This window comes from Streptomyces sp. NPDC029164 (assembly GCF_055563995.1).
On sequence record NZ_JBVHWW010000039.1, the window covers coordinates 72,940 to 79,244 of the forward strand.

Here is a 6,305-nt window from a genome sequence, read left to right on the forward strand (position 1 = left end):
GCATGACAGGGTGCTCCGCTTCGAAGTCTCCGTCGACGACCTGCTGCGCAGCCGCTTCGCACTGTCGCCCGCTATGGACCTCTGCTTACTGCTGCGCTCGCTCGCCGGCCAGGACCGGCCGCTGCCGCGAGCCTGGGCCGCCCGGCTCCGGCCGGCCTTTGAACGGCTTCGCCGCGAGACCGAACTGAACGCCGCCCTCGCCCTGCACACCCCGCAATCCGGACCGAACTTCGTCGCCCCGCCCCCGCGCGGCCTCAACCAGACCTGGGCAGACGACCTGGCCATGATCCGGGCCACACCGCTGGAAGCGGCCCGCCACGAGTTCGCCACCACTGCGACCGGCCCGTCCGCGCGTGACCCCCGCGCACGGGCAGTGCTGGACTCGGCGGACGCCGTCTCCAGGATCGCCGAGGCGATGGACCAGGCGTGGCACGAACTGCTCGCCACGGACTGGCCGCAACTGCGCACGATTTGTGAGCGCGATGTCGTGCACCGGGTGGGTGCGATCGGCGAACACGGATGGGCCACGACCATCGAGAGCCTGCACCCGGGCATCGCCTGGCGCGCCGGCGGTATCGAGCTGGACTTCTTCCGAGGCGGAACAGTCAGCCTCGACGGCGAGGGGCTCCTGCTGATCCCTTCGGTCTTCGTCGGGAACGTCGCCGCCCACCTGGAAGACCCCTGGCCCAGGACCTTGGTCTACCCTGCCCGCGGCACCGCCGCCCTGTGGAGCGAACAGGAGACCGTCCCCCAACCCGACGCACTGACCGCTCTGGTCGGCCGGTCCCGAGCCCGGCTGCTGGTGGCGCTGGACGCCCCGGCCAGTACCAGCCACCTCGCCCGAAGCCTCTCCATGGCACCCGGCGCGGTAGGAGACCACCTCGCCATCCTGCGAGGCGCGGGGCTGCTCGTCCGCGCCCGGTCCGGACGGTCGGTGCTCTACCGGCGCACCCCGCTCGGCGAGGCACTGGTCGGCGGTTCGGGCTGAGGGCTCAGATCGGCACGGTCTTTTTCGCCCACCACCAGCACGAGCACCCCGAGGGGCCCCCACGCCACCACCCTGATCGGCTACTTCACGACGGCGCGGCCTCATTGTGTGAGGAGTCCTCAGGGCCCGGGATGCCGATCAGGCCGGCCGGGCGGTGCCCGCGACGGAAAAGTTCGGCGGGTGGGGGGCGGCCCTGCCTAGGGTGGGCGGATGAACGGGATACGGATCGTCGCCGAGCACGGCGCGTGGCGGGGCGGGTTCGAGGAGAGGGTGCTGGCCGGGTACCGGGCCGCGGGGTGTTCGGAGCCGCTGGCCCGGGCCCTGCTGGAACGGGCGGTGGAGGGCATCGACGGCTGGACGGTCGCCACGGACGGCACCGGGTGGGTCGCGGTCGGGGTGACTGAGGACAACGGCGCGACCCTGGGCCGGATCCACGACCTGACGGTACCGCAGGGGCGTGCGTGGGCCGAGCGGTGGTGCGCCGAGCAGGGGGCGCAGCGGGTGGAGGTCCGGCTCACCGGCGGAGCGGGAGAGTTCGCCGACTACCCCGTACGGCAACAGATCCGGATGCGCGCCGCGGCCGAACGGCCCGAGCTGCCGCCGGGCCTGGCGGTCCGCCGGCTCACCGAGGAGGAGTACCCGGCCTGGTACGCCGCCGAGGAGGCCGGGTACATCGGCGACATCGTCCGGTCCGGATCCCTGAGCCCGGCGCAGGCCAAGGCGAAGTCCGACAAGGACTTCGCCCGTTACCTCCCGCAGGGATACCAGACCCCGGGTCACGCCTTCTACGTGTTGGAGGCCGCCGGCCACGCGGTCGGCACCGGCTGGGTGAAACACGGTTTCCTTCCGGATGTGACCTTCGGTTTCTCGCTGGAGGTGTACGAGGAGCACCGTGGCAAGGGCTACGGCCGGGCCGCGATGGCCGTCGGCGAGTGGGCCGCTCGGCAGGGCGGCGACGAGGCGATGATGCTCAACGTCTTCGGCGGCAACGACGTCGCGATGAGCCTGTACGACAGCACCGGCTTCGCCGTCCTGGACGAGTACCGCTCGATCGGCCTCTAGGCCCCGTCCGGGTCGGCCCTTTCGGATCCGGCCAGGCCCGCGCCGCCCCGGGATCCGGGCCGGCGGCGGGCTCAGGAGCCGGCGGCGCGGAAGGCCGTGGCGCGCACCGTGGTGCCGCAGAGCGCGAACTCCCCGCCGCCGTCGGGCGACACCTGGAGCCCGCCGCCACCCACGCCCACCACGAGCGAGGGCGCGACGGTCGGCTCGGCACCGGAGGCACAGTACCCGTCGGCCTCACCGAGCACCGGGGTGAACGTCAGCTGGGTCCAGGCCCGGCCGCCCACCGGCAGCTCCACCGCGCGCGCCTGGCCCTGAGGGACCACGTTCAGGGGCTTGTCGCTGTCCGGCGAGCCCTGACCGGCGAGGGCCACCGTGGGGAACCCCTTCAGGGAACACGCCTTCGGGCCTTCGTTGGTCACGGTGACCCGCACCTGGCTGCCGCGGATCCGCTGCGCGTCCGCGCCGAGCTGTGTGCTCGTGCAGGGCGGGGCGGGTGCCCGCAGCCCGGCCGACTGCTGCGCCGCGGCGCCCGGGCCCGCGGCCAGCAACAGGCCGCAGGTCGCGGCGCCCGTCGCGAGCCAGAGGGTCGTGGTCCTGGCCACGCCTGCACGCATAGTGCCCTTCATGCGGTCTCCTCCAAGGTCCGCAGGACGCCCGCTCACGCCGGGCCACATCTCCTCCCAGCCTCGCACCACCCGTGTCCGACGGCACCCCTAGCGCTCTGACCTGGACCGGAAACTAGGAGGCCGGCAGGCCGAGGATCTCGAGGATGCCCTCGGCGTAGGCGGCGGGCCCCGAGCCGGGAGCCGCGGCGAGTTCGTGGCGGAAGCCGGCGGTGCCGGTACGGACGAAGGCGACGCACTGCCCGTGCAGCCCGGCCTCGTGGGTGCCCCCGTCGTCCACCGTGCACAGCAGGGCCAGCAGCGTCCACAGCAGCGCCTCGCGGGTCGCCTGCCGCGGCGGCTGCGCGGACCACACGGCCATCAGCACGGCGCACACCGCCGGAGCGGGCGGCTTCAGGTTCTCCGCGAAGAAGACATGGCCCTCCAGCGCGTGGAACGCGGACGGATGTCCCTCGGCGGCATCCCGTACGGCCACCACCAGATGGCCCGCCGAACGGCCGCAGCCGCATTCGATCGACTCCCAGTCGTGCCGGGCGATCTCCGCCTCGACCGCGTCCGGAACCAGCGGACTGCGCGACACCGAACTCTGGCGCAGCAGAGCATGCTGCCGCTTCTCGCTCCCCCTCATGGGGCACAGTATGGGCCCACCGCCGACCGCTCTGCGAGGGGGGTCGGAACCGGATCACCAGGGACGTCGTCTGAGACCCCGTGTGGATGAAACGAAGAATTCCGGCCTTGCTCCTCGCGCTGCTCGTGACCCAGCTCGGCACCCTGATCAACCCCGCCTACGCGTGCGGGTGCGGGGCCATGGTTGCGGACGGCCAGTCGCGGATCGGCGTCGACAAGGAGACCTCCGTCGTGCGCTGGGACGGCCGCACCGAGCAGATCGTCATGCGGTTCACCGTCGGCGGGGACGCCCACCGGGCCGCCTGGATCATGCCGGTGCCCGGGCGGGCCACGGTGGAGCTCGGCGACGGGGACGTGTTCGGCGAACTGCGGGACCTGACCCGGCCCGAGCGCAAGACCCGGTACTACTTCTGGCCGCGCGACCGCGACTGGCCCTTCTCCTCCGGCCGCGGTGACCGCGCCGGCGCCGCACCCCCGGGCGCCGCCGACGCGGCCGTCGGCGTCGTCGGCCGCGAACAGCTCGGCGACTTCGACGTCGCCCGGCTCACCGCCACCGACCCGGACGCCCTGAAGACCTGGCTGGAGACCAACGGCTTCAAGCTCCCCGACCGGCTCTCCGCCGAGGTCCAGCCGTACGTCGACCAGCGGTGGGAGTACGTGGCCGTACGGCTCGCCCCCCGACAGCAGGGCAAGGTGCTGCGCGGCGAGCTCGACCCGCTGAAGATCCGCTTCGACAGCGACCGGCTCGTCTACCCGATGCGGCTCTCCCGCATGGCGAAGACACCCCAGTCACTCGGCCTGTACGTGCTGGCCGACCACCGCATGGAGCCCGCCTCCCCGATCGGCGGATCCGCGCCGAAGGTGACCTTCGCGGGGAGCGTGCACCCCAAAGACGGCCCGATCGCCGAACTGGCCGGCGGCAAACCGGTGTTCCTGACCGCGATCGACCAGGAGTTCCCGGAGCCGGGCCGCATCGACGCCGACCACGAACTGCGCGCCACCGCGAAGGACACCCCGTACCGCCGGGCGGTCTACCGCAACGAGCTGCTCACCGTGGGGGACGGCATTCCCGTCTGGCTCCTGACGGTGTCGGCCGTCCTGGTGGCGCTGGCGGGCTCGTTCCTCGCGCTGACCCGACGCCGCCGCCGGCTCCGCGAGGACCAGGCCGCCTGAACTCCCGACGGCGGCCCGGTCCGCGTTCGATCAGAGGGGCCGGGGAGGCTGGGTCCGCCAGAACGCGCACTGGTGGTCCTCGCCGAAGGACGAGGTCGTCCGCGTCACCGACGGGTTCAGGGTGAGGACCGTACCGGCGGCGGCGCCGGCCGGCGGCCACGCGGTCTGACCCGACACGACGGGGGCACCGAAGCGCGCGAACGCGGCCCAGTAGCGCTTCATCCGATCGCCGAGCGCGGCCTGGGCCGGGGTCAGCGGACGCTCGCCCATGGTGAAGTCGTGCAGGTAGGCCAGCTCCGCGCTGTGCGCGTTCGACTCGTCCAGACCCGGCACCTGTGCCCCCGCGAGCGTCGGCGACCGCGGGTCGTCGAACTCGTAGACGTACGTCGGCACCTGGGACGCGAACAGCTGCGCCGTCCACGCCGTGTGGCAGGCGAACGTCGAGTCCGTCATGACGGCCGACAGCGCCAGGTACGGCGAGCCGTGGGCCGCGACCGGATAGCGGGCGAGCACCTCCGGACCCGCCGCCCCGTAGTCCGCCAGGACCTGCGCGGTGTACTGCTCCGCCGTCAGGTGCGGCTGCGTCAGCGCGACGAAGAACCGGGCTTCGGAGCGCGTGCTCCCGATCAGCACCGGCACCTTGTTCCACGTGCCGCCGCCGACGGCCTGCGCGGGTGGGAGCGGCAGCAGCCCGTCACCCGACGCCGGACCCGGGGTGGGCAGCGTACGGGCCGCCTCGACCAGCGCCGCACCGGAGACGGCGCGCAGACAGGCGGCCACCTCGCCCGGAACGGCGCAGCCGGCGTGCGCGGCGAAGGACCGTGCCTGCCCCTCGGCGCTCGCGCTGTCCGGCGTACGCAGCAGGGTGCACGGACCGCTCTGCAGCACCGCCCGGTGGAACAGGCCCGCGGCGGACGGGGCCGTCAGCAGCGCGCAGACGGAACCGCTGCCCGCGGACTGCCCGGAGATCGTCACGTTGCCCGGATTCCCGCCGAACGACGCGATGTTCTGCCGGGTCCACTGCAGCGCGGCGATCTGGTCCATCAGGCCGAAGGACCCGGAGCGCCGGGCGTTCTCCCGGCCCAGCTCGGGCAGGGCCAGGTAACCGAGCTGCCCCAGCCGGTAGTTGATGCTGACGACCACGCTCTGGGTGAGATCGGCCATGGTGCGCCCGCCGAACTGCGTGCCCGTGCCCTGGCTGTACGCGCCCCCGTGCATCCAGAGGACCACCGGGAGCCGGGTGCCGGGGCGGGCGGTCCGGGGCCGGTAGACGTCCAGGTACAGGCAGTCCTCGCTGACGGCCCGCGGATCGGCCAGACCGAACGGGGAGAACTGCAGGCACGCGGGAGCCTGTCGCGCGGCCTCGCGCACCCCGTTCCACCGCGGCGGCGGCTGCGGCGCCCGCAGCCGGGCGTCCCCGACCGGGGGAGCGGCGTACGGGACACCGAGGAACTCCTGGGCGCCGTCCCGTGACTGACCGCGCAAGCTGCCCTGCGTCACGGTGACCACCGGGCGCGGTGAGCCGGCGGCCGATGCCGATGCGGATGCCGACGGTGAGGGCGAAGGCGAGGAGGCCGCTGCCGGAAGTGCCGAGGCGAGCAGGGTCACCAGTGCGAGGGCCGTGCCGAGCAGGGGTCTTGCCGAAGACAGCCGGTTGCCGGGCCTCTTCATCCGTCCTCCTGGAGTCGTGCGGGTGGGCGCGTGCGGGGCGGGGCAGGGCGGGGCGTGACGTGGGGGCGGGGGGGGGGGGGGGGGGGGGGGGGGGGGGGGGGGGGGGGCGGGGGGGGGAGGGGTGTTGCAACAGAGCCGCCGAGGGGTGAGAGGAGAGATAA

Annotated in this window: 6 protein-coding genes; 3 read left to right on the forward strand and 3 right to left on the reverse strand. The window is 73.5% G+C overall.

Annotated elements, in window-relative coordinates; translation table 11 throughout:
• Positions 1 to 10 precede the first annotated feature (10 nt).
• Positions 11 to 988 (forward strand): ArsR/SmtB family transcription factor, encoded by a 978-nt coding sequence (locus tag ACZ4VT_RS31180; protein WP_467954716.1) that lies wholly within the window; start codon positions 11 to 13, stop codon positions 986 to 988.
• Between the two features lie 210 nt (positions 989 to 1,198).
• Positions 1,199 to 2,050, forward strand: a complete 852-nt coding sequence (locus tag ACZ4VT_RS31185; RefSeq protein ID WP_467954718.1) for a GNAT family N-acetyltransferase — start codon at positions 1,199 to 1,201, stop codon at positions 2,048 to 2,050.
• Between the two features lie 71 nt (positions 2,051 to 2,121).
• Here the strand turns inward: ACZ4VT_RS31185 and ACZ4VT_RS31190 are convergent, their stop codons facing one another.
• Together ACZ4VT_RS31190 and ACZ4VT_RS31195 are read right to left on the reverse strand one after the other, a co-directional pair.
• Positions 2,122 to 2,676 carry a DUF4232 domain-containing protein gene (locus tag ACZ4VT_RS31190; protein ID WP_467954720.1) on the reverse strand — a complete coding sequence of 185 codons (555 nt, stop codon included), beginning with the start codon at positions 2,674 to 2,676 and terminating at the stop codon, positions 2,122 to 2,124.
• A 112-nt stretch (positions 2,677 to 2,788) separates the two neighbouring features.
• Positions 2,789 to 3,301 carry a hypothetical protein gene (locus ACZ4VT_RS31195; protein ID WP_467954722.1) on the reverse strand — a complete coding sequence of 171 codons (513 nt, stop codon included), beginning with the start codon at positions 3,299 to 3,301 and terminating at the stop codon, positions 2,789 to 2,791.
• A gap of 86 nt (positions 3,302 to 3,387) precedes the next feature.
• Here ACZ4VT_RS31195 and ACZ4VT_RS31200 point away from each other — a divergent pair, with 86 nt between their 5' ends.
• Positions 3,388 to 4,473: a DUF2330 domain-containing protein gene (locus ACZ4VT_RS31200; protein ID WP_467954724.1), complete on the forward strand. Its 1,086-nt coding sequence runs from the start codon at positions 3,388 to 3,390 to the stop codon at positions 4,471 to 4,473.
• A gap of 30 nt (positions 4,474 to 4,503) precedes the next feature.
• Here ACZ4VT_RS31200 and ACZ4VT_RS31205 read toward each other — a convergent pair whose 3' ends face one another.
• Positions 4,504 to 5,973 (reverse strand): carboxylesterase/lipase family protein, encoded by a 1,470-nt coding sequence (locus tag ACZ4VT_RS31205; RefSeq protein ID WP_467954726.1) that lies wholly within the window; start codon positions 5,971 to 5,973, stop codon positions 4,504 to 4,506.
• Positions 5,974 to 6,305: the final 332 nt, after the last annotated feature.